This is a genomic window from Sphaerospermopsis sp. LEGE 08334 (genome assembly GCF_015207205.1).
In the GTDB taxonomy this organism is placed as follows: Bacteria; Cyanobacteriota; Cyanobacteriia; order Cyanobacteriales; family Nostocaceae; genus Sphaerospermopsis.
The window spans coordinates 69,604-91,546 of record NZ_JADEXH010000014.1 but is presented as its reverse complement, the minus strand read 5'-3'; the positions used below and the strand labels follow the sequence as shown (position 1 = coordinate 91,546).

Annotated in this window: 19 protein-coding genes; 8 read left to right on the top strand and 11 right to left on the bottom strand. The window is 34.4% G+C overall.

Going from position 1 to position 21,943, the window contains the following annotated elements; translation table 11 throughout:
- Positions 1–69: 69 nt before the first annotated feature.
- Entirely contained in the window at positions 70–984 is a 915-nt protein-coding gene (locus IQ237_RS10295) for an ROK family protein (RefSeq protein ID WP_194054728.1), read from the bottom strand.
- A 262-nt stretch (positions 985–1,246) separates the two neighbouring features.
- On the opposite strand from IQ237_RS10295, the gene IQ237_RS10290 reads away from it, so the two are divergent.
- On the top strand, positions 1,247–1,762 hold the full coding sequence (locus IQ237_RS10290; RefSeq protein ID WP_194054726.1) for a type IV pilin-like G/H family protein: 516 nt from the start codon (positions 1,247–1,249) through the stop codon (positions 1,760–1,762).
- A gap of 3 nt (positions 1,763–1,765) precedes the next feature.
- Here the strand turns inward: IQ237_RS10290 and IQ237_RS10285 are convergent, their stop codons facing one another.
- The 8 genes from IQ237_RS10285 to IQ237_RS10250 all read right to left on the bottom strand — a co-directional run bounded on the left by IQ237_RS10285 (position 1,766) and on the right by IQ237_RS10250 (position 7,230).
- Complete coding sequence (locus tag IQ237_RS10285) at positions 1,766–1,927, bottom strand: hypothetical protein (RefSeq protein WP_194054724.1); 162 nt, start codon at positions 1,925–1,927, stop codon at positions 1,766–1,768.
- A gap of 249 nt (positions 1,928–2,176) precedes the next feature.
- A complete protein-coding gene (locus IQ237_RS10280; RefSeq protein ID WP_194054722.1) occupies positions 2,177–3,061 on the bottom strand; it encodes an ABC transporter permease in 885 nt (294 codons plus the stop codon).
- Positions 3,062–3,215: 154 nt separating this feature from the next.
- Complete coding sequence (locus IQ237_RS10275) at positions 3,216–3,617, bottom strand: type II toxin-antitoxin system VapC family toxin (protein WP_194054721.1); 402 nt, start codon at positions 3,615–3,617, stop codon at positions 3,216–3,218.
- A gap of 4 nt (positions 3,618–3,621) precedes the next feature.
- The gene (locus IQ237_RS10270) at positions 3,622–3,918 is read right to left on the bottom strand and encodes a hypothetical protein (protein WP_194054720.1); all 297 of its coding nucleotides are present in this window, start codon (positions 3,916–3,918) and stop codon (positions 3,622–3,624) included.
- Positions 3,919–3,972: 54 nt separating this feature from the next.
- Positions 3,973–4,593: a Uma2 family endonuclease gene (locus IQ237_RS10265; protein WP_194054719.1), complete on the bottom strand. Its 621-nt coding sequence runs from the start codon at positions 4,591–4,593 to the stop codon at positions 3,973–3,975.
- Positions 4,594–4,944: 351 nt separating this feature from the next.
- Entirely contained in the window at positions 4,945–6,333 is a 1,389-nt protein-coding gene (gene trxB, locus IQ237_RS10260; RefSeq protein ID WP_375539904.1) for a thioredoxin-disulfide reductase, read from the bottom strand.
- A gap of 220 nt (positions 6,334–6,553) precedes the next feature.
- Positions 6,554–6,994: a type II toxin-antitoxin system PemK/MazF family toxin gene (locus IQ237_RS10255; protein ID WP_194054717.1), complete on the bottom strand. Its 441-nt coding sequence runs from the start codon at positions 6,992–6,994 to the stop codon at positions 6,554–6,556.
- The gene (locus IQ237_RS10250) at positions 6,988–7,230 is read right to left on the bottom strand and encodes an AbrB/MazE/SpoVT family DNA-binding domain-containing protein (RefSeq protein WP_194054716.1); all 243 of its coding nucleotides are present in this window, start codon (positions 7,228–7,230) and stop codon (positions 6,988–6,990) included. The genes IQ237_RS10255 and IQ237_RS10250 overlap by 7 nt, the downstream gene beginning before the upstream one ends.
- A 147-nt stretch (positions 7,231–7,377) precedes the next feature.
- On the opposite strand from IQ237_RS10250, the gene IQ237_RS10245 reads away from it, so the two are divergent.
- The 7 genes from IQ237_RS10245 to IQ237_RS10215 all read left to right on the top strand — a co-directional run bounded on the left by IQ237_RS10245 (position 7,378) and on the right by IQ237_RS10215 (position 14,487).
- The gene (locus IQ237_RS10245; RefSeq protein WP_194054715.1) at positions 7,378–7,938 is read left to right on the top strand and encodes a Uma2 family endonuclease; all 561 of its coding nucleotides are present in this window, start codon (positions 7,378–7,380) and stop codon (positions 7,936–7,938) included.
- 86 nt (positions 7,939–8,024) lie between these two features.
- Positions 8,025–9,212, top strand: coding sequence for a class I SAM-dependent methyltransferase (locus IQ237_RS10240; RefSeq protein ID WP_194054714.1), 1,188 nt, complete (start codon positions 8,025–8,027; stop codon positions 9,210–9,212).
- A gap of 234 nt (positions 9,213–9,446) precedes the next feature.
- The gene (locus IQ237_RS10235; RefSeq protein ID WP_194054712.1) at positions 9,447–9,962 is read left to right on the top strand and encodes a type IV pilin-like G/H family protein; all 516 of its coding nucleotides are present in this window, start codon (positions 9,447–9,449) and stop codon (positions 9,960–9,962) included.
- Between the two features lie 185 nt (positions 9,963–10,147).
- The gene (locus IQ237_RS10230; protein ID WP_194054710.1) at positions 10,148–12,343 is read left to right on the top strand and encodes a hypothetical protein; all 2,196 of its coding nucleotides are present in this window, start codon (positions 10,148–10,150) and stop codon (positions 12,341–12,343) included.
- A gap of 173 nt (positions 12,344–12,516) precedes the next feature.
- Entirely contained in the window at positions 12,517–12,750 is a 234-nt protein-coding gene (locus tag IQ237_RS10225) for a hypothetical protein (RefSeq protein WP_187041475.1), read from the top strand.
- Between the two features lie 10 nt (positions 12,751–12,760).
- A complete protein-coding gene (locus tag IQ237_RS10220) occupies positions 12,761–13,069 on the top strand; it encodes a PIN domain-containing protein (protein WP_194054708.1) in 309 nt (102 codons plus the stop codon).
- Between the two features lie 410 nt (positions 13,070–13,479).
- On the top strand, positions 13,480–14,487 hold the full coding sequence (locus IQ237_RS10215; protein ID WP_194054700.1) for a hypothetical protein: 1,008 nt from the start codon (positions 13,480–13,482) through the stop codon (positions 14,485–14,487).
- Positions 14,488–14,593: 106 nt separating this feature from the next.
- Here IQ237_RS10215 and IQ237_RS10210 read toward each other — a convergent pair whose 3' ends face one another.
- Positions 14,594–17,539 carry a tetratricopeptide repeat protein gene (locus tag IQ237_RS10210; RefSeq protein ID WP_194054698.1) on the bottom strand — a complete coding sequence of 982 codons (2,946 nt, stop codon included), beginning with the start codon at positions 17,537–17,539 and terminating at the stop codon, positions 14,594–14,596.
- Between the two features lie 43 nt (positions 17,540–17,582).
- Complete coding sequence (locus IQ237_RS10205; RefSeq protein WP_228019984.1) at positions 17,583–21,941, bottom strand: glycosyltransferase; 4,359 nt, start codon at positions 21,939–21,941, stop codon at positions 17,583–17,585.
- Between the last annotated feature and the right edge of the window lie 2 nt (positions 21,942–21,943).

Genomic DNA, 21,943 nt, shown 5'->3' with positions numbered 1-21,943 from the left:
GCAGAAGGCAGGAGGATGAACAAATAATTTTCTATTCCCTGTTCCCTATTCCCTTCTTACTGTCACCTGTCACCTGTCACCTGTCACCTTCTTACTGTCACCAGTCACCAGTCCCCACGCTAATTTAGCAGCACCTACCATTCCCGCTGAATTACCTAGTTCTGCTGGTAAAATTTGTAAACCTATACGGGATGTTGGTAAAACTCGCTTTTCTATTTCTGCTTGCATTGCTGGTAAGAAATACTGAAAACTCGCACTTACACCACCACCAATAATTACCGCTTGGGGTGTGAGTACATATATTAAACTTGTTAAGCCAATTCCCAAATATTTACCATATTCTTGCCAAAATGTCAAGGCTTCAATATCGGCATTTTCCGCTAATTTACCTAATTCTACGGGTTCTTTTCCTGTGCGACGACGAATAGCTGAAATTGAAGCATATTGTTCTAAAGAACCTTGATTACCACTATTACACATTGGACCATCGGGGTTTAAAGTAATTAAACCTAATTCTGCACCTGCACCTTGAGGTCCGACAAATAATTTACCATCAAGAATAATCGCACCACCAACCCCAGTTCCCAAAGTTAGTAAAATTAAATGTTGAAAATTACGTCCAGCACCTAACCAAGCTTCTCCTAAACCTGCACAGTTAGCGTCATTAGCGAGGATGGTAGGTTTTCCAGTTTTTGCTTCTAACCAATCTGCTAAGGGTACATCATGCCATCCTACCAGATTAATGGCAACTTTGGCAACTCTGCCAGCAGCATCAGCAGGTCCGGGAGTTCCCACACCGATCGCTATACTTTGATTATTCGGATCAATTTGGGCGATCGCATCTACCATCTTTAATAATACAGCTTCTGGTGTTGCCGGTTGGGGAGTATCCACAGTTAATGATTGTAAACAGTTTCCATCCTCTGTAAATCTTCCCAGTTTAATCGCTGTTCCACCTAAATCAATACCAATTACATTAGTCATTAGTCATTAGTTATTAGTTATTAGTGATTAGTTGATTCTACCCAATCACGGCGGGATAGATCCCCGACCTCTCTAAGAAGTTGGGGATCTGAGTTTTGAAATTGGGTGTAAAATATTATCTAAACCCCTATCTATTACACAGGAATTAAGGGATAATAACGAACCGCAGAGGCGCAGATTTCGCAGAGAAATAAAACTTATTGAAATTGGGTAATTTATTTATAGAGGTAACAAAAATTCTCTCATCTCCAAAGAAACCACTATGAAACTAACCATAAAAGCTAAGTTGATGCAGCATCTACTGATCAAAAAACAAGATCATGCAGGTTTTACGATTATTGAATTGTTAATTGTATTTATTCTCATTGGTATTCTATCAGCGATCGCTCTTCCTTCCTTCCTGAGTCAAGCTGCAAAAGCCCAACAATCAGAAGCTAAAACTTATGTTGGTGCATTTAATAGAGCGCAACAAGCTTATAGAATGGAAAATCCTGCTTTTGCTAGTGATATAGAGACTTTACAACTGGGTATACCTGTGGTGACAGAGAATTATAATTATACCGTTGTAGCAGATATTAATACTACTACAATTACAGCTATAGCTAATGATGCTGCTGCGCTGAAAGGTTTTAATGGTGGTGTAACGGTTCTTTTAAGTGGACTGACTTTAGGTGTTGCTTGTCAAACAGCAGGAACATTGGCTAATAATCCCATTACTGCTCCTAGCTTAACTGCTACTGGAGCAAGTTGTACAGGAACGATGGTTAGTATGGATTAGGAATTAATTTTTTTTAGTAAAAACTTGCACATTAGCAACAGTGTAAGACTTAATATGAGATTTTTCCGAAGTTATCACGGGTGCGCCTTTTAATATACCAGATAGAGCAACAGAAAGCATTAACCCACCAGTAGCAGCTGCAATTAAAGTAAATTTATCGTTCACAGTAGTCTCTCAGTTTGTTAGTTATCAGGAGTCAGGAGTCAGGATAAAGAATATATACAGCAGATTTCGTTTTTATGAGGTACAAATCATAATCATGAAATTCTTGTGGGGTGGGCATACTTCGACATAGTTCGACTGCGCTCACTAACCGCTCAGTACAAGTCTTGCCCGCCCAAAGTGTACCTCATTACACCGGAAAATGCTGTATTACCTATTCCCAATCACCAATTACCAATTACCAATTACCAATCATCTATTTTCTCTTCTCAAACGAGGATTGACAAATTCATTCAACCCTTCACCAAGTAGGGATAACCCTACTACCATAATTGTCATTGCTAAACCGGGAAAAAGAGTGGTCCACCAAATACCTGTAGGTAGTGCTTCCAGAGCTTGTTTTAAATCATAACCCCATTCTGGGACATCTTCGGGTAGTCCTAAACCCAAAAAGCCTAAACCACCTAATACTAATATGGCATCTGCGGCGTTGAGGGTAAAGAGGACGGGGACACTTTGAATAACATTGAAAAATAGATATCTTGATAATACAATCCAGGTAGAAGCGCCCATTGCTTGCGCTGCTTCGATGTATACTTCGGTTTTAACGCTGACGGTGTGATTACGGACAACGCGATAATATTGGGGGATGTAAGCTATACTAATGGCGATCGCTGCATTAAAAATTCCTCTCCCTACCACAAAAGCTAATGTTACAGATAGCAGTAATCCTGGTAAAGTGTAAATGCTATCCATGAGAAATAGCAAAGTTTTATCTAATTTTCCTCCTAAATAACCACTTACCATCCCCAAAGGTACACCCACTATCATACTTAATGCTGTGGCTAAAATCACTACTTGTAAAGCTGCTTGTGCGCCAAAAATTGTCCGGGAAAAAACATCATAACCCAAGCGACTTGTACCAAACCAATGTTTTAAAGAAGGTGCTTCATGAATAGGGTTACTTAAAAATTCTTTGGGGTTTTGTAACCATCCCCACTGTTGAAACACTGGGGCAAAAAAGGCTAAAAATATGAATGATAGGGTAATAGCTAAACCTATCAACATAAATTTTTGAGATAGGTTAGATTTAGCAAAGTTTAAAAATCTGGGTATGCGGCTTTTTGTAATAGTCATCCGATTTTAGATTTTAGATTTTAGATTTTAGATTTTAGATTTGGGATTTTCCTATATACAGCAGATTGCATATCAATGAGGTACAGAATCAAAATTAAAACCTATACACTAAGCTAGTTTTACTCCTGACTCCTGACTCCTGACTCCTGCTGTATTACAATAACCAATTTTCCAATTTAAGTCCTTCAACTCTGGATAAATCGGAATCATTAGAAACAAGAATTAAATCTAAGATAATTGCTGTTGCTGCTATTAAAACATCTGCATCTTGAATAGGTGTACCTTGATTTTTTAACTTAGCGTGAATTTCACAGGATTTTTCAATGATTTCTAAATCATCTAAAAATAACACAGGATAATCATTACAAAAACCATGAAAATCTACTAATTGCCTAGTAGCGTTTAAAGATATTAGTCCTCTTTTAATTTCATAGTAGGTAATACAACTAATAAATATTTCTGAACCAAGAAAACTTAACTCTCTCAGTTTATTATTTATAGTTGTATTTTTCTTTAACGCATAACTAACGATATTTGAATCAAGTAAGTAATTCACAGTGTTATTTTCCTTCTACTGCTGCATCAAAAATCGCTATTTCTTCGGGTGATAAGTCGTTTAATGTGCCAGAAACCGCTTCTAGAGTTAGGATTTTACCAATTCTTCTACTTAAATCATGTTCTTTAATTGCTCTCATTTCCTCTGGTGACAATCTGCCAAATAATTCTATCAGCATTTCAGTCATTTCATATTGGTCTAATTTGACTTTGTAGAAACTACTTCCTTGAAATAATTTATCTACCAATGTGGAAATACGTTCGGTTAGTTCTTGTTGATAGTCGGTTATTTGTTCTTGCATGGTTTTGACTCCTGATGACGGCTGAATATTTACATTAAAATTATAATCTATCCTCTATAAACTTGCTTGAAAAATTTGATTAGCAGTTAAATTTAACTCTGGGAAAGTGGGTGATACTATTAAATCATTACCTGTAAATTGACTAACTTGATATTCTCCTTCTATCAGTTGATAAATTGAAATAGTTGGTTGTTTAGGATTGCCAATAAACACTCTACCACCTAAAGCAGCATAATCAACAATCCAATATTCAACAATACCCATTTCCTCATAGTCAGCAAGTTTTTTATGGTAATCATCACGCCAGTTTGTACTGACAACTTCAACGACTAAAGGAATTGAAGCTGATTCACTAATTGTAGATGATTTTTTCCATAAAGGTTCATTAACTAAATTAGGACGATTTAATAATAGTATATCTGGTAAGTATGCTGATTCTTTTTCAGGTGGTTTGATAAAAGCGGTTTTGGGAATGAAATAAGGCAGTTTTAGACGACTAAATTCTAATGTGATTTGTGCAGCTAAAAAACCAATAATTTCTTCATGTTCTCCTACGGGTGGTGTCATTTCTACAATTACTCCATCATGTAATTCATAGCGAACTCCTGTATCTGGATACCACTTTATAAACTCTGCAAAAGTAACTAATTTAGTTTGAGGTAAAACTTGAATCATAATTTAGATTATTTGTTTTGAATAGTTATTATATCTGTTCAGGCAGGGAACAGGGAACAGAAGGCAAAAGGAAAATAATCTATTCTCTATTCTTTTCACTGTCACCTGTCACCATTGGTGTCAACTTAACATAAAACCGATCACCCGACTGGGAATGAATTCCCAGTCTCATAGTATAAGTCATCTAAAGATGACTAAAAACACCCATAAATCTATAGTTTACTTTAGTAAACTTTGACTATTAGCCCGGAAATATGGCTAACGCCACGCTGCGCTATCATTTCTGGGCGGGTGTGGAAGCCAAAAAATAAGACATTTTTCGGTTAATAAGTTGAAACCAGTCCCCAGTCACTACAAATTACTTTCAATCAACTGTCGATATTCACTTTTCTGTTTTACACCTTTCAATTCCTTCACTAATTCTTTATTCTTAAATATCTGTACCGTCGGTGTACCAACTATGCCAGCATTTTCAGCAATATCTCGATCTTGGTCAATGTCGATTTCCACAAAGTGAATTTTACCATCAAATTCATCCACGACTTTATTTAATATCGGTTTCAAGGTGTGACAAGGACCACAACCAGGAGAAACATATTTTACCAACAGCAAGCGATCGCTCTCATGGAATAATTTTCTTAAAGCATAACCCCCATTATGCCGTGTTGCTTGTACATTAAATTCAGTAGCTGTTTCTGCTTTCTCGGTTTCTGGGTGGGGTGTTGTTCCCTCAGTTTGGGTTTGATGAAATTCATGAATTAAATTCTTTGATGATAACCATCTTTCCGCTAACATGGCCGCCATACAACCAGTACCCGCTGCTGTAATAGCTTGTTTAAATTCATGGTCTTGCACGTCACCGGCTGCAAATACGCCATCTACGCTGGTTTCTACACCACCATGTTTAGTGGTAATGTACCCCACCTCATCCAGTTCTAATTGTCCCTGAAATAACTCTGTATTGGGCTTGTGACCAATGGCGTAAAATAAACCTTTAGCGGGAATAGTGCTTTCTTCCCCGGTTTGATTATTACGCACTTGCACACCATTCATACTTTCTTCACCAATTACATCTACTGCTTCGGTGTGCCAATGTATTTTAATTTTCGGGTTACTCAAAACTCTGTCTTGCATAGCTTTAGAAGCCCGCATTTTATCAGAACGCACTAACAAATGCACCAAAGAAGCATATTTAGTTAAATAAATAGCTTCTTCTGCTGCTGAGTCTCCCGCACCAATAATCCCTAACTCCGTATTACGAAATAGAGGAGTTGCACCATCACAAATGGCACAAGCGGAAATTCCCTGACTCCAAAATTGTTTTTCGCTGGGTAAACCTAAGCGTTTTGCAGTTGCACCGGTGGCGATAATTACACTATGGGCTTTTATTTCCCTTTCTTGGGAACGGATAGTAAAAGGACGTTGACTTAAATCTACTGATATCACATCTTCAGTATATAATTCTGCTCCCCACCGTTCTGCTTGTGCTTTCATATTATCCATCAAGTCTGGTCCGGTGATACCTTGGGGAAACCCTGGGAAGTTCTCCACTTCGGTGGTTGTCATCAGTTGGCCACCTGGTAAACCACCTGCTTGAAACCCTTCAAAAACCACGGGTTTTAAATTTGCCCTTCCTGCATAGATAGCTGCTGTATATCCAGCAGGACCAGAACCGATAATGACTAAGTTTTCTACTGTGTTTGCTACTTGGGAATTTGTCATGCTATTATACAAACTCATAACGACTACGTTTTAAATAGTATAGCATAACTCAAAGATCCCCGACTTCTGACATTACAGCGATTTTCAGGTAAATAAACCACATTTTTTAATCTCACGCAAAGACGCAAAGGAAGAAAGGAAAATAATAAGAAGGATGTGGTACAACTACATGAAAACTGCTGTAATTTATGATTTGTAGACCAGATCAAAGAAGAAGTTGGGGATCTGATGGTTCAAACTATAAAATTAAAGTTTCCAACCTAGCTTGTACTTCTTCTATTACATCTTGTGGTACAGTTTCCACAAATTTAACTTTTCTCGCTCTCCAATCTAATGTTTTAATTTGGTCAGCTAACACAACTCCTTTTGTTTGCATTCCCTCAACGAGTGGTACTTCAAAACTTAGCCCTTTTGCGTTGCTGGTGATGGGACAAGTTAGAATTAAAGAAGCCATTTGATTATATTTAATTGGAGATATCACCAAAACCGGACGATAACCAATTTGCTCACGTCCTTGCTGTTGTATTTCCTCATTTAATATGTTAGCAATATCATCAAAAGACATTCCTGATGCTTGTAGAGTCAATACACGCCTAATAGAATCCGCCGTAAACCGCTGCTTATTGCCAAATTCTAAGTTAATAATATCTCCTCTGTTGGGAAAATAAGAAACTACCAATCTTCATTACCCACAGCGTTTCCAGTTTCAAATTCAGGATGAAATTTATCAGGAGTCATACCCTCCAGTAACTCATCAAGTGTATATTTTTTTCTCTTTTGCGGTGTAATCACAATACTGTTACCTTCCAGAGTCAAATTTATGGCTACTCCTTCGGTTAATTGCACTTGTTCAGCTATAGATTTAGGAATGCGAATAGCTAAACTGTTTCCCCATTTTGCGACAAATGTAGTCATAACTTGCCTTAATGTATCTACTTTGAAGATACAGATTTAATTGGCAGATGTCAACGGGAAGTTTAGGTTTTATATTATGTACGGGTTTAGCAGTGCTAAACCCCTACTGACTCCTGCTATAAATAGAGAAGAGTTTTCTGGTGTATTATGCTGACTATTGCTGATTTAGAACAGTTACAAACCGAACATCCAGAATGGCAAATGGAGTTGGTAGAAGGGAATATAGTAATTATGGGTCCATCAGATTACGAGTCAGAAGAAATAGGTGGTCGGTTACTAACCTTTTTGAATATGTGGGTGCTATCTCGTAAACTGGGACGAGTCACAGGTTCTAGTGCTGGTTTTATTTTGCCCAGTATAGATAATAACTCAGAAAAAAGAAACCTCCGCGCCCCTGATGTATCTTTTGTGAAAGCGGAAAGATTGAAAAAGAGTAAACGGGACTTTGTAGAGTTAGTACCTGATTTAGTAGTAGAAATCAAGTTTAAATCAGATAGAATTAAACCTTTAGAAGAGAAAATACAGTTATTTTTACAACTTGGGGCGACAGTGGGTATTTTAATTGACCCTGATAAGTTGACTGTAACAGTTTACCGATTTAATCAAGCACCTGTGATCTTGAAAAATCACGATATCCTCAGTGTACCAGAGTTACTACCTGGTTGGGAACTTTCAGTGTCAGAACTTTGGCCACCTGAGTTTGAGTAATTTATGTATATTTTCTGCAACATATACACATAATCAATAAATATCAGCTAGTATCATAATCGACTTAGCCATTAAGATGTATTACCATGAATAACTCGAACACTGAACTGTGGGATAAAATCCGCCAACAATTTGATAGTTCACCTTATCCAAGGATACCCCTAGATCAATCTCCTAAAGATGATGTTAATGCTCTCTATATTCATAATATCATTACTTCCTATTATTTGAGAAATCAGAAAGTCATAGATACTAAAGATAAAGTTATTTTAGATGCTGGCTGTGGTACTGGTTATAAATCATTAATTTTAGCAGAAGCTAACCCTGGTGCAAAAATTGTGGGTGTTGATATATCAGAAGAGTCAGTAAAACTGGCGCGTCAGCGTTTAGAATATCATGGTTTTGAAAATGCTGAATTTTATGTTTTATCTATTTATGATTTACCAAAGTTAAACTATCAATTTGATTATATTAATTGTGATGAAGTTCTCTATTTTTGCCCTGATATAGCTGTGGCATTGCAAGCCATGAAAGCTGTGTTAAAAACAGAAGGCATTATTCGCACCAACCTCCATAGTTATTTTCAGAGATTTAATTATTTCCGCGCTCAAAAACTATTCACTATGATGGGTTTGATGGATAATAATCCAGAAGATTTAGAAATAGATATTGTTGTCGATACTATGAAAGCCTTAAAAGATAATGTCGAACTTAAAACTAAAACGTGGTTTCCTGAAAATGAAGGAGAAAATAAAGAAGAGAGTATTTTAGCAAATCATTTATTGCAAGGTGATAAAGGTTACACTATTCAAGATATGTTTTCAGCTTTAAGGTCGGCTGATTTAGAGTTTATCAAGATGAGAAACTGGCGACAATGGGACTTGATGAACTTATTTAAAAAACCAGATGATTTACCTGCTTTTTTGGGGATGAGCTTACCAGAAATTTCTGAAGAAGAACAGTTACAATTAATAGAGTTACTACATCCGGTTCATAGATTACTTGATTTTTGGTGTGGACATCCCCAAGGAGGAAATTCTTTTGTACCTGTTTCTGAATGGTCTGATACTGATTGGGAAAATGCAACTGTACATCTACATCCACAGTTAAAAACTTCTGATTTTCAAACACAAGTTATTGACAGAGGACTTACGCAAAACAGAACGAAAGTAGGGGTAATTCATGAATTACCCCTACGCAATAATCAGGTTTTTAGTCCAATCTTGCATAAGTCCTATGACATTAACCTACCCTACGCCAATGTTATTTTTTAGCCCTAAACCAACAGCATTAGGTAGTTAACAAAATTATTTAACTCTCTTCAACACTAGGCTCAATATACTGAAAGTGCCTTTAAATAAAGGTTTGAGCCTATTTTAGTCACCCTTTTAAGACTATTAAATAGATGGTAAAAAAAATTTTTTCAAGAGGTGATATGAAACTGATCAGATGTGGGTAAGTTCTTAGCATAGAGAAACAAACAACACTCCACTCCAAGGCAAACTACTATGAAAACTGAACTGAAAGCAAAATTCTTACAACACATCCTGGGTAAAAAGAAAGAAAACGAAGGTTTCACCCTGATTGAACTATTAGTTGTTATCATCATTATCGGTATTCTATCTGCTATCGCTCTTCCTTCCTTCTTGAACCAAGCAGCAAAAGCTAAACAATCAGAAGCTAAAACCTATGTAGGTTCAGTAAACAGAGCGCAACAGTCTTTCCGTATTGAAAATACACAGTTTGCTAGTAATATTGATCAGCTTCAAATTGGTATTCCCACATCCACTGACTACTATAGCTACACTCTTGCAGCATCTGTTAACACTACCACTGTTGTAGCAGGTGCTAAAGATCCTACTTCTCTTAAAGGCTTTTCTGGTGGTGTTAGCATTCTCACCAGTGGTCAAACTGATGCTATTTCTTGTCAAACAAACGGAGTACAATCTCAAACTCCGGTTGTTGTACCAGCATTGACTAACACTGCTACATCTTGTGCTAATGGCATGAGTACCATGAAATAAAGTTTAATGCTTTGTGGTTAAAAATGCTAGATGGATTAAAGTACATCTGGCATTTTTTGATATGATGTTCCAAATGTTTACTTTGTAGGGGTTAACTATAGGTTAATGCCTACATTGTTTTTTAGGAATAAAGTTAACAATATACTCAAAAAATTAATTTGAACCCGAATTCAAGGTTGTTAATGATGACTATCCTATCAGATAATCAAGTTTCTTTAACTCAAACTTTGTTAAGTATTCCAGAATATGAACAAAATATTAGTGAAAATCCCAAGGAAGTTGCTAACTATTGGTATTTAGGGTTAGCCTTATTATTGCAAGGAAGAGAAGAAGAAGCACAAATCACCTGGATGACTCCCTTTCTCGAATTAGCAGAACAATCGGAATCATGGCTTGTAGAATTAATCACAATTTTATTAGATTATGCTGAGAAAGAAGAATCAAGTCATAATCATAAATTAGCTTGGGTAATTCGTCAACACATTAAAGAATTTATTCCTGATGATATTAATAATCTGTTAAAAATAGTTGAGCTAAATATAGACTTAAATATAGATGATATAGAAACCAATGTTAATCAATTACTGGAAATAATATCTCAATTCACAGAACCTCTTGTATTTAACGAAAATTTATTAGTGCTAGTCCTGGAAAAGTTAGTTTATCTGAATCCAGTGACTCCTCCTCAATTTGTGGAGGAACTGGTAAACGCATTTATTCCTTATTTATTAACATCCGAAACAATTATTAAATTGCTTACAGGAAAAGCAGAAGCTTATTATCGTGCTTCTCAATATTATAACTCCATTTATTTTGCGAAAATCGCTCTGCGTTTAGCACCCAATAACTTAGAGTGTATTGCTAAAATTATTGCTCCTCTCCAAAGACTGGGACAAGATTATAGTAAAGAGTCTATTGATTGGTGCAAAAAATATTTAAATCTCAGTGAATATCCAATTGATAAAATAGTGGGTACTCAGTTCTTATTGGGAGCATTATTAACTTGTTGTAGACCTTGGGAAGAATCAGTAAAGGTTTATGAAGAATACAAATTATGCTTATATGATATTATTAACAGTCAAACGCCAAGCTCAAGTTTAATACAAATTTTATCAATTGGTTCTTATTTGCTATACATGGAAGATAATCCCAGAGAAAATAGACCAATTCGTAATCAACTAGCTGCTTTGTGTCAAAAATTATTATGGACAATATTTAGCGAAAATATCAACATCTATCAACAACGTTTTCAATCACCACGTCCTAGTTTAAGTGAGCGTCCTTTAAGAATAGGTTATATTTCAGAATGTTTTCGTACTCATTCTGTAGGTTTTTTGGCTTGGTGGTTATTAAAATATCATAATCGTGAACAATTTAATATATATTTATATTCTTTAAAAGAAAGTGTTTATGATCCACAACAACAAGCCTATAAAAATGAATTTGGCGATCATTTTCATCAAGAATGTCTGTCAATGGTAGCAATGGCAGATAAAATTAATGCAGATGAAATAGATATTTTAGTTGATCTCGATAGTTTAACTACCTATAGTAGTTGTTCAGTAATAGCATTTAAACCTGCACCAATTCAAGTGACGTGGTTAGGTTATGATGGAACTGGTTTCCCAACAGTTGATTATTTTATTGCTGATCATTATGTATTACCAGAATCAGCCCAAGATTATTATACGGAAAAGATTTGGCGACTACCAGAGAATTATATTGGTATTGATGGTTTTACTGTGGGAACACCAACTATCAGCAGAGAATCTTTAGATATTCCTGATGATGGGATTATTTATTTTAGTTCCCAAACCGGATTAAAGCGTAATCCCCATAATATTCGTCTACAACTACAAATTATTAAACAAGTACCTAATAGTTATTTTATTCTTAAAAGTCACCAAACGAATCACAAAGATTTACAAGATTTTGTTAATCCAATTGCTGAAACTGAAGGAGTAGATTTAAATCGCATAAGATATCTTCCTACGGCACGTTTAGATACAGAACATCGTGCAAATTTAGCAATTGCTGATGTTGTTTTAGATACCTATCCCTATAATGGTGCAACCACAACCCTAGAAACTCTATGGATGGGTATACCATTGGTGACGCAAGTGGGAGAACAATTTGCAGCCCGTAACAGTTATACAATGATGATGAATGCTGGAATTACTGAAGGTATAGCATGGAGTGATGAAGAGTATGTAGAGTGGGGTGTAAAATTGGGTAAAGATGAGAATTTAAGAAAAGAAATTGTGTGGAAACTGCGAAAGTCAAGACAAACATCACCTCTGTGGAATGGTAAAAAATTTGCACGGGAAATGGAGAAAGCTTATTTACAGATGTGGCAAATATATATTGAGAGTAAAAAATAGATAGTAGGTTGCGTTGACGTGAAGTAGGGAAACCCAACATTTATTGTCAATTTGATTATAATGAGGTATATCAGGCGAGATGCTCACCTCACAATAATTGTATCATTATGGTATGTAAATCATTGACCTCAGAATTGCCGTAAAACCAAATTATCCCAAATCCAAATAACACTATGGTTATTCCAGAACTTGAACAACAACTGCTTCAACTCTCTGCCCATGAAAAAATTTACATCATCCAATTACTAGCACAAAGCCTTACTCTGGATCATCCAAACAACAAAGCCCTTACAGAACAACCCAGTAAACTTTCCGAATTTTTTCGTCAATCTCCGTTAACTGAAGTAGCTGAAGAATTAGACCTGAGTAGAAATAAAAGTTTACCTCGTGACAATTTTATCCCATAACTTAATTCCTGTGAATTATCTTCTTGATACTTGCTTAATTTCTGAGACTATTCATAAACAACCAAATCAAACAGTTTTAAATTGGCTAGATGAACAACTTCCAGAAACACTTTACCTCAGTGTAATTACAATTGGTGAAATTGCTAAAGGGATTAGTAAACTACCTGCATCTAAACGCAAGGAATCTTTAACACAATGGTTACATCAAGCCCTACCACATCGCTTTGAGAATAGAATTTTAGGTTTAGACATTGACACAATGAGTTTATGGGGAAAACTAGTTGCACAATTAGAACAAAAGGGAGCATCCCAATTTTGAAAAAATAAATGCAGCAACACCAAAAATTCTCTCCAACTCTCTTAACCTTTGTGTACTTTGCGTCCTTTGCGGTTCAATCAAATAAAGCCTGGGATAATTTGCTGTTGTTAGATAAAAATAAACTTACACATTTGGGATGCTCCCGAACAAAATGGACGGCCTTTACCTGCAATGGATTCTCTTATTGCTGCCACTGCCTTAAAAAATTCTCTCACCCTTGTTACCCGTAATGAAAAAGATTTCGCAGGTACTCAAGTTGTAATTATTAATCCGTGGTATTTTTAAAAGATTTTAAATATAAAAATACTCCTTTTTTCATGAATGTTAGAAAAAAGGGTATAATTTTATGAATTGTTGATAACAAAAACATCATTAATTATATTGTCCAGAAACAAGGAAATATCAATAATATGCTACATGAGATATATGACCAGGGCGTTTATTTAGGTTATTTGTCATATCAGGGACAAGGAGAAGAAACCCACATATTATCATGTATTAGATCAGGTTTGCAAAAGTTAGATATCAAAATATCGGAAAACCTAGAAGATAGTAATTTGAATATTCTTGATATTTCGCTGATATCATTTTTACACGAAAATGTATTTGACTTATTGCCACTTTTAAAAGATTGTGAGCATCTTAAAAACAAAACTCTTTTTATCAATATGTCAGATTGTGCTTCTTCTCACTTTATAGGTGACAATGACTACTGGTTATTATCTACCCAAACAACAGAATTGATTAATTTTGCTAATGGAAACAAGATTCCTTGGGCTTTTGCTTTTCAACAAAAATTAATTGATTTTACGGATAATTTCGATTTTTCTCAACCTAAAAAAAGATTGATTCTTAGGAATTTTAAACCTAGCTTACAGCAATCTGTAAGAGAGTCACTAGATTTGATTTTAGTGCCTAAGTTAGAAAGAAATATTACTGTAGATAGAACCATTGATTATTATTCTAGTTATGCAAATAATGATAATTTTTTAAATAAATTATTGACTAGTAGATTTTGTTTAGCTTATGGGGGTTATTATACTAGCAATGTATTACTTAATCCTTATTTTCATCAATTTCCAGAATATTCTAAGATTACTTATTTACAAGATGTTGTGATAGGACGTTGGGATAGTTGGCGTTTATGGGAAAGTTGGGTTATGGGTTGTATTCCTATCACTTTAGATTTTCATAAGTATGGTTTCCTATTGCCAGTTATGCCAGAAAATTGGAAACATTATATAGGATTAGATTTAAGTAAATTAGATGAGGATGTAGAAAGATTATTATCGTTATCTGAACAAGAATTAGATGAAATATCTTATAATGGTAGAGAATGGGCTTTACAATATTATTCACCTCAAGCTGTTGCGGAACGAGCTTTAACTATAGGTATTGATAAAATTCTTGGTGTTTGACAATGAACCTCATTTACAATTTCCCTTAAACTGTCCTTATGACATCACAGAAGTTTTAAATCGTGAGATTGAATTAGATGAAAAGTAAGAACTGAAGAACTCAATACTAACTGGAAGCTAATTTAGCTTTCACAACCTGTTTATAAAATGCTTCTAAACCTTCTACCGCAGTTTTATCATTAAAAACACGGTTCTGATTTTCTCTGCTTTTTTCTACAATACTATTTCTAAAATCAGTATCTAATCCTAATTTAACTGCTATTTCGATATATTCTGCTTCTGAACTCGCTATAGTTTCACTGATACCTAACATTTTTAAGTAAGCATAGGAATGACGACCTCGCATAAATTCACCCGGACAAGTAACTATAGGTAAATTACAAGCGATCGCATTTAAAGTGGTAAATCCTCCATTCCAAACTAAGGTATCTAAATAAATATCAGAAATGAGATTGAGTTGCATAAATTCATAGTGTTGCATTCTTGGTAAGATAATACAATAATGTTCACTATTCAAGCCTAACTTAGCAAAGGCTTTTTCTAACCGCTGCTGGAATATATCTGTTATATGTTTACCTTCTGGTGCTGAGATAAATGCAAATTTAGCATTACTTACTTGTCTGGCAATGGACGGGAAAATATAATCATACTGTGGTAGATATTTAAACGTAGATTGACAACACAAATATAAAATACAATCTTCAGGAATACCAAATTCGGAACGAGTTTTTTTCACTTCAGGTAAGATAGGTTTGTCATAACATAAGCTGCTATTTGGTAGGCGAATAAGTGTTTCTGAATAATGTTCTTCTCCATTTTCAGACTCCATTAATTCACTAGATAAAAAATAGTCAACTGTAGGTATACCAGATGTTACTGGATGTCCCCAAGCCATACATTGAATAGGCGCTAATCGTAAAGCAGCAAGCTGTCCATCTAGAGGGTTCATGCCAATGGCAGGAAATACTAAAATATGTAATTTATCAGCAATAACCTGTTCACAAATTGCTTCTATATCGTTAGGAATATGTACAAAACTATAACTATTCAATTGATATTGTTCCGTTACATTATCGCTGGTGATACCAACATGATAACAATATAATTGGAAATCCTGACGATTGTGGTTTTTAACCCATCCTAAACACCCATTTGCACCATTATGATTATATAAATGAGTGGAAATATAACCGACTCTAATTTTTTCTCCTGGACGCAGTTTGGATAATGGTAAATCTTGACTGTATTGAGAATTATTAGCAGTCATGATTTTCTGGAGAACTTGCCCATATTGTTTTTGTAAAACTATATCATTTTTACCTTGATAGGCTAAATAAAAATTTGTGCTACTACTGATTGCAAATAAGGCATTTTTCTGATCCTCCTCTGTATCTAAAGATAGAGTTTGACATAATAACGCTAATCTTTCACAAAAATAATCTCTATAAAATTCGATTTCTTCTATATCTTTATACAAAGGAGGTAGAAGCTGAAAACTAGCAGTTTGGATTATTACATTATTTGGCAATATTTTTAATACAGATTTTACTTCCTCAAGCAGTTCTTGATTTTTTCCTAAACCGTGTAAACTCCGTAATAAATATAAATAAAAATCTGGAGTTTCTGGTTCAATACTAATTCCTTGTTTACATAGGTTAATAGTTTCTTCAAGCTTACCATTTTTAAAAGACGAAGATAGCTGGTAGAATACAGATTTTACTGCATCATTTTTCTGTTGGTATGCCACACTTAAATGATGAAAAATATCAACATTAGAATGACTTGGGTTTAAATCTGCTGCTTTATGATAGTAGGAAATTGCTTGATCAATCTGATCACGTTTATCTAATAACAAATTACCTAAATTGAGATAACCACCAAAATGGAATGGATTATCAGTGATAGCTTTTCTGAAAATCTCTTCCGCTTTATCTATTTCATTTTGCAATAAAAATAAATTTCCTAAATTATTATAAGCATCGACTAATTTAGGATTGATTTCGATAGCTTTCTCATAAGCTTTGATAGCTGTTTTAATATCATTTTTTTCTAGTATCAAACCGCTTGTATAATGATATACTCCTTGAGTATCATCTATTCTTAATGCTTTATTTAAACAATCTATTGCTTTGAAAAATTCTCCTTGCTCATAATATAAAGTTCCTAAATTGTGCCAAACATTTGCGTTCTTTTTATTCAAATGTAACAAGTTAAAATATATTCTTTCGGCTTCTGAATATCTTTTTTCAAAAAATAATAATAATCCTTTAGATTCCATCTCACCAACATATTTTTTTGTTTCCTCTTCAGTAATTTTGGTAATAGCTTGATGAAAACCTATATTTAAATCTATATTTACAGTTACATCATATTCTAAGTTGTTCTTATATTCTCGCTGAGTATCCCAACTTAATATTTGTATCCCATTCCATAATAAATAGTCTGTTTGAGAAAAATCTATGATTAATCTAGCCTCAGAATTAGTAGCTAAAAAATCTCTTATTGCTTGTTGGCAAGATGGCCATTGACAATTGGTGATAATAATCAGAGATTGATTACTAATAATTGGTTTTAACGCTAGTAACCCTAGCAAATAAGAACGATAATCTTGACTACCATCATAAAAATATACTCCTATTTTTTCACTTAGTTCTTGATTTTTGAACTCTACAAGAAATTCTTCTGTATCTTGAGAAAAGAAAAATACCTGATCTGCAATATTAAATGCTTCTAAGTTACTTGATAATTTATCAAAATTTTCACCTTCAGAATCTAATTCGGAAAAATTATCTACAGCATAAGCTATTTTATCAGGATTATTAATTAAAGCTGCGATTAAGCTTGCTCCTTGAAATGTACCAATTTCACAATAAATTTCATTTTCATCTAAACAAAATACTGCAAAATTTAATAGCTGCATGACGTTAGGGGATATCATGCTATTAACCGTGGTACTGACAGATTTAAAAATGTTTGCTTTGGGATGACAAGATACTTCTCCCCAATTATTGAATAGTTCCGGTAATTCCTGTTGAAATTTTTGATAGTCCATGATTAACTCCTTGGGTTGTTAATTTTACTTTTCAAACATCCTCTTAAATTTGATTAATCAAAGTATCTAGTTGATAACTTTCTAACTGGTTAACTGGTGCTTGTGCTACAGTCGCTTTATTCTCATTTTCTAAAATAACTCTGCCATAAATGCGAGTTAATAAAGATTGCCATTGCATATCCCCTAGCGTACATACCAAAGAAATATCTATGGTATCACTAATATCTAAATCTTCCATCAAAAGATTCATAGCTACACTAGCTAAAAACATTTCTGCATCTTCTGTAGCAAAATCACCTGTGTAGATCATCAACTTAATTTTTTCATTTTGGGGATGATTTGCTAATGTTTGAATTACTTGTTGTAACTCCAAACCAAGCTCATCTTCTGGTTGTGTCCAATCTGGAAAAATGATCAAGTTTATATCTCTCAGATTTAGATTTAATTTGTTAACAATATCGTTATTGATATAATCATCTAAATTATCTATTTGGCAACTTGGCAACTGTCTTATGTTTTCGTCTTCTCTAGTTATTTTATCCTCCAAATTTAAAGTAAGTTTGGCATCAACTTGAGGTAATAAAGATTGCCGTTTTTGAACACTTAATGTTTCTATCAAGGAAATCTGAATGGTATCACTAATATCTAAATCTTCCATCAATAGATTCATTGCCACACTGGATAAAAATATTTCTGCATCTTCCAGAGAAAAATCACCTATGTAAATAATTAAGGTAATTTTGTCACTATTTTGATTATGTGCTAATTTTGCAATTATCTCTTGTAATTCTAAACCTAGTTCTTCTTCTGGTTGATTCCAGTCGGGGAAAATAATATAGTTAATTTCTCTCAAATTCAAAGACGGCTGTATTGTATCCATTAAGGCATTACTAACAATGTCAGCCATCTCTGTCCAAGAGAATTTTTGAGCCTGTTTCAAACCTGCATTAATTAAATTATTTCTCACCCTGGGTTTTTGCACTTCACATAAAGCATCTGCTAATCCCATGACATCATTATCATTGATATAAATAGCCGCTTGTCCTGCCACTTCAGGTAGGGAAGCATTACGGGTAGTAATAACAGGACAACTACAGGCCATAGCTTCTATAACCGGCATTCCAAAACCTTCATATTTAGAAGGATAAACTAAAGCCATTGCTCCAGCATAAGCTAATCTGAGTTCTTCATCATTTAATTGCAGTGCATGAAAAGTACATCCTGCGGTATATTGTCGCCATTCTGATGGTAATTTGCCACCTGCTCCAGTAGCGACAATATCAAAACTTTGTTTATTTGCTAATTGAGTTAAAGCTTGGAAAAAGAGAATTGAATTTTTATATCCTTGTAAACTACCCAGGATAAAATATGGTTTATGAATGCCATATTTATGTGTGAAAGTATTAATTTCTGTGGCAGTAGCAGGAGAGAAAAGAGAATCTACACCACAATGGGCGACAGTAATTGATTCTAAGGGTATATCAGGGAAACATTTATGTAAGTCTTTAGCTGTGTTTTCTGAAATAGAAATATAAGCTGAGGCGTGTTTTATAGCGTGATGTTTTTCCCGCCACATTGGTTGATTTAAGTCACCTCCTAAGACTTCAGGAATCATGTCATAGGCCATAAATACTGAAGGGGTTTCTATAGGGGTGGTGTAGTAGGTGGAAATAAATAATTCTGCTGCTTCTTCATTACAGATTTCTTGCAGCATTTGTTTATCAGCTTCGGTATTGTTATAGTCGTAGGGGGCAATTGTCCGATAACGAATACCGTTAATTTTGGGGGCAGTATTGGCTCTATCTAATACTAAAATATGATGAGAAAATTTAGTATTTGCCCATTGTTCTAAAAGACTTTGCCAAACTCTAGCGATTCCTGTCGTATAGAGTTGGAAAAATACACCATCAATGATGATGATTGGTGATTGAGATTCAGGAATATTGACTAATTCACCATCAGTATGAACTTGACTTTTTTGCAAAATTTTATTTACTACTTGATTAAAGTCACGGGTTAAAAGTGATTCTTTGTTAGGAATTCGTAAATTATTTTTTGCTAGTTCTGCAAATAAATTATTTGGTAAATTTCGGTTTTTGGTTAACAAGTGCAGAGATTTTCCATCAGTGTATAATCGCAGATTGTACTTACTGGCTAATATTTCTAAGGATTTGCGAGTATATATAGAAATATGTTGACCTTCATGGGGTGTATAATACCACCATTGATCTGGTGTGGGATTATCTTCTGGCAATAATTCTGTACTAAAGAGAATATTAGGACATAGATTAATCATATCTTCTAACTCCTGTAGAGGATGAGTTAGATGTTCAAATAATTCAAATGCCGTAATTAGTTCTAAATTTTCTTTGTCGGTTGTTTGTAATTCAAATCCCCTAGCAAATATATTTTTACAGAATTTATCAAACCAATAAAAATCAAAACCTTGATCTCTCATTAAGCGGACAAATAACCCATAGCCACCACCATAATCTAAAAACTTGGCTTGATGATCAAAATAATTAAATAGCAATTTGCCTGTAATATTGGACATCATATTATTACGATAGACTAAACCAACATCACTAATGGCGATCGCTTCTGAATAAGCCTCATTTAACCAATAGGGTTCTTCTGTTTGGACAAAACCACAGTTAGAACACTGAAAATAATTAACGTCGTATTTTTGCAGAATTTTCGCTTGAGCAAAATAATGAGAATCCGAGTTGCAAACCTTACATTTTTGGACTGATTCTACAGTAGATGATTGAGAAATTGTACCGCTAAATTGTGTTTGTTCAGTAAAATTATCAGCCTCATTATTTCTGTTGATGACTGGAGGATGTTTGAGAGGAAAAGTCATTGCTGCAACAGACATATTAGCAAGGGGACTATTACTCATAGTTGTATGAGTACCAGAACCAAAGCCAAGATTAGAAACTAAATTCATATCAGGTAATATTGTTAATCCATTATTCGCCCAAAGGGTAAATAACCAGATATAATCCCAAGTATTAAAACCATCATAAACAGCTTGAAAAATTTGTGTCCAATAATTAACTGCTTGTTCATTTTCTAATACTTTATTCAGCCAATTGTTATTTTTTAACCTTGGCCATATTGCCATAGAATCATCATACTTTGTCCATGCTCTACGCCAACTTGCCCAGCCCCAAACATGACCATAACGGGAAAAATAATAACTATCTTCTGTTCTCTTTCTGCCAAATTGGAAGTTATCTCCCGAAATCATCATCACTCGTTGATCATCACGATATTTCTCTAATAACTCCTGACAATAACGGAAAAATGTAGGATGGGGTAAACAATCATCTTCTAAAATAATCGCTTCTTCTACTTGCTCAAATATCCAATCTAAACCGCTACTTACTCTTTTGCGACATCCTAAATTTACATCTGAGTAATTAATTAATACTTCACATTCCCAATCTATTTGATTAATTATTGCTCTGGTAGCAGCACATTTTTCTGCTTCTCCTAATTTCTCTGCTCTTGGTCCATCCGCCACTACTAATAATTTATGTGGTTTAGCTTGGCGAATAGCTTCAAAAACTCTAGCTGTAGTTTCAGGACGATTAAAAATTAAGAAACCAACAGGAGTAGTTAATTGCCAATTATCATCATAGTCATAATTTACAGATGATTGTAAACCAGAAATTTTAACTAAATTATTTTTAATCTTTTGTTCTATTTGATAGCTGGCTGATAGCTGATAATTTTGGTAAGTTTCCTCACCATATACTTGTTTTCTTAGTTGTAATGCTTCGGCTTGAGTTGCTTCTTCTTCTGCTAATTGAATATGTGCTAGTTCTTTGGTAAGTTGATACTGAGTTAATTTAATAATGGATTTAACAATAAAATTAGCGACTGTGATCCAGTCTATTTCATGTTCAGAATTTGTATAAATAACCTGGGTATTTTCAGATGGTAAATTAACGTATTTTTGTAAATTTTTGATCGTTTCCTGATAAATAGCTAAATAACTGGATGTAAATCTCAGACTTCTTTGCAGAGAACTAATAATAATTAAATCATCACTATTGTTGACATCTAAAGAATTATCTATATCTATAAATAATGTTTTTACCCCACTACCTGCGGAAGTGTTGTAAGTGCTAATAAAGAAATCTATTTGTAAATCTCGACATAAACAGCCTAACCGACGATCTTCTAATGCAGATAAAGAAAAATCCACTGATGGAGCATATAGATTATGAAGAGTGCTAATATCAGGAAAATCTAAATCTGAGTTTCTATTCAGATAATAAATCTCCGTTCCTCTTAATCTTAAAATCAGTCTGGGAATCAGTTGTTGCCAAAAATCAATGGCTTTTTCATCTTGTACCTGACTGAACACTGCTCCATCAATGAGAAGTTTCATAA